Genomic DNA, 3,109 nt, shown 5'->3' on the forward strand with positions numbered 1-3,109 from the left:
GACCACCACCGGCTTCCCGGTGCCGGCCTCGAACCTGGCCGTGTCGGCGGCGAAGGCTTCCACGTCGTAGCCGGCCCCGGCCACCGGAATGTGGATGAAGAACAGGTCGGCCGCCGGGTCCTGCGCCACCGCCGGCAGCACGTCGCCGAACAGGCCGCTGTTGGACAGCAGTGCCGCCGTGATGTCGATCGGGTTGCTGGCGGTCGCGAAGCCCGGCAGCCTGTCGGCCACGTCCTGGCGCGTCTGCGGCGACAATTCCGCCAGCGGAAGGCCCAACTCCTCGGAAGCGTCCGCGCCCATCACGCAGCTCGCGCCCGAGTTGCTGATCACCACCAGCCGCCGGCCTTCGGGCCGCCAGCCCTTGAGATAGGCCTCGGCCGCCAGCGCCTGCGCATGCGGGTCGCGCACGCGCCAGATGCCGTGGTGCTTGAAGAAGGCATCGACCGCGCGGTCTTCGTTGGCCAGCGAACCGGTGTGCGACGACGCTGCCTTCTGCCCGCTTTCGGAGCGCCCGGCCTTCACGGCGACGATCGGCAGGTCGCGCTCGCGCGCATAGGCTGCGGTGCGGGCCAGCATCCCGGGGTTGGCGATGGTCTCCAGATAGAGCAGCAGCAACTTCACTTCCGGATCGTGGGCGACGGCCCAGGCGAGGTCGGACACGGTGACGTCGGCCTCGTTGCCGGTGGCATGCACATGGCGAACGCCCAGGCCGCGCCCGCGCAGCAGGCCGTAGGCCATGGCGCTCATGCCGCCGCTCTGGCTCACGATGCCGATCGGCCCGTCGGCCGGCGGTACCTCGACGAACAGGGTCGAGAATCCGGCGATGGCGCCATTGCCGAAATTCGCCAGCCCCTGGGTGTTGGGGCCGTAGAGCCGCATGCCCGCGGCCCGCGCCCGGTCGGCCATGGCCTGCTGCACCGCCCGGCCCTCTGCACCCGCCTCGCCGAAGCCGGAGGCGATCACCACCGCGGACTTGACGCCACGCGCGGCGCATTCGTCGACCGCGGCCACGGCCTTGTCGCCGCCAACGATCACCAGCGCCAGGTCGGGCACCTCGGGCAGCGCCGCCAGCGAGCTGTAGCTCTCGAGGCCCTGCACCTCCTGGCRTGCCGGGTTGATCGGGTAGATGCGCCCGCGAAAACCGTGCCGCTGCATGTAGTAGATCGGTCGGCCGCCGATCTTGTGGATGTTCTCGGAGGCGCCAATGACCGCGACCGATTGGGGATTGAGGGCGGATTCGAGCAGATCGGACATGGTTTTCCAGGAAAGGGGCTACCCGCGATGGCGGGCCGAAAGGAAGGCGGCGATGCCATCGCCGCAGTCCTCGCTGTAGAGGCTCTCGACGAAGGCATCGCGCTCGGCGTCGAGCTGCGCCCGGCGCGAGCGTCCGCGCGCGGCGTGCACCAGCTGCTTGATGCGCGCCTGGGCGTCGAAGGGGCCGGCAGCCAGCCGATGCGCCCAGGCCAGCGCCGTTTCGAGCGCCTGGCCGTGCGGCACCAGCCGGTTGACCACGCCCAGCGCATGCAGCCGCTCGGGGCTGCAGACGCCGCCGTCGAGCAGCAGTTCGAGCGCCGCCTGCGGCGGCAAGGCGCGGGCCAGCGAATCGGAGCCGCCGCCGTCGGGCGACAGGGCCACCTTGACGTACGACATCACGAATTTCGCATCCTCGGCGGCGACGATCAGGTCGCAGCCCAGGCACAACGAAAAGCCGCCGCCGGCCGCCGCGCCCTCGACCGCGGCGATCACCGGCTGCGGCGCATCCTGCATCGCCATCACCCAGTCGTGCAGCGCATCGAGGTGCCCGAGCTGTTCCTCGCGCGGCCGGCGGCGCTGGTCGGCCAGTCGCTTCAGGTCGCCGCCGCCGCAGAAATGATCGCCCTCGCCGGCCAGCACGATGGCGCGGATCTGGCGATCGCCCGCGGCCTCGCGCATGAGTTCGGCCGCCGCGCGATAAAGCGACGGATGCATCGCGTTGCGCGCGGCCGGGTTGCTCAGGGTCAGCACGAGCACCGGGCCATCGCGCCGGGACAGCAGGCGCGGGCCGGGGTCGAGGTCCTGTGCGCTCATCAGTCCACCTGGATGTTGGCGGTGCGGACCACGCGCGTCCACTTGTCGATCTCCGCGTGGAGCATCTTCCCGAAGGCCTGCGGCGTGCTCGGCATGGCTTCGGCACCGACCTCGTGCAGTCGCTGCTTGACCTGCGGATCGTCGAGCGCCTTGTTCAGGTCGGCACTGAGGCGCTGAACGATGTCTTTCGGCGTGCCGGCCGGCGCCACGAACGCYGCCCACGAGTACGCCTCGTAGCCAGGCAGTCCGGATTCGGCCACGGTCGGCACGTCGGGCAGCAGCACCGAACGGCGCGCGCTCGCCACCGCGATGGCGCGCACCTTGCCGGCCTTGATCTGCGGCAGGGCCGTGGGCGCATCGCTGAACATGAATTGCACCTGCCCGCCGAGCAGATCGGTCATGGCGGGTGCGCTGCCCTTGTAGGGCACATGCAGCAACCGGGTGCCGGCCTGCATGTTGAACAGCTCGCCGGCCAGGTGCGTGCCACCGCCACTGCCCGAGGATCCGAAGCTCAGCTTGCCCGGCGTCGCCTTGTCCAATGCGATGAGGTCGGCGACGTTGCGCACCGGCACCGCCGGATGCGCGACCAGCACCACCGGAAACATGGCACCGAAGCTCACCGGCACGAAGTCGCGCTCGATGTCGTAGGGCAGCTTGGGCTTCAGGCTCGGCAGCACCGCGTGGTGGATGCTGCACACCAGCAGGTTGTAGCCGTCGGCCGGTGACTTGGCCGCGATCTCGGCGCCGACGATGCCGCCCGCGCCCGCGCGGTTGTCGACGATGGCCTGCTGGCCCCAGATCTCGGACAGCTTGAGCGCGACCGTGCGGGCCGTCGTGTCGACCGGGCCGCCGGGAGGAAAAGGCACGACGAAACGCACCGGCCGGACCGGATAGGCCTGCTGCGCCATCGCCGGCCAGGCGATGGCGGCGGCGGCGCCGGCCAGCCACTGGCGACGGGTGAGCGGCGCGACGGGGGGAGCGATATCCTGGGTATTCACGAGAGCCTCCTTGGGTGAGAAAACCAGGCCGGCGCCGGGCCGCC

The 3,109-nt window shown here is 70.9% G+C and carries 3 protein-coding genes; all 3 read right to left on the minus strand.

What is annotated here, in order from left to right:
* Nucleotides 1-1,254 (minus strand): acetate--CoA ligase family protein (locus AC1D2K_RS32650; RefSeq protein ID WP_478094326.1); only part of this gene is annotated, 1,254 nt, incomplete at its 3' end.
* An 18-nt stretch (nucleotides 1,255-1,272) separates the two neighbouring features.
* Nucleotides 1,273-2,067, minus strand: coding sequence for an oxepin-CoA hydrolase, alternative type (locus AC1D2K_RS32655; protein WP_478094328.1), 795 nt, complete (start codon nucleotides 2,065-2,067; stop codon nucleotides 1,273-1,275).
* A complete protein-coding gene (locus AC1D2K_RS32660; RefSeq protein ID WP_478094330.1) occupies nucleotides 2,067-2,975 on the minus strand; it encodes a tripartite tricarboxylate transporter substrate binding protein in 909 nt (302 codons plus the stop codon). Before AC1D2K_RS32660 ends, AC1D2K_RS32655 begins: the two co-directional genes overlap by 1 nt.
* Nucleotides 2,976-3,109 lie beyond the last annotated feature (134 nt).

This window comes from Variovorax sp. P1_H12_2 (assembly GCF_056405335.1).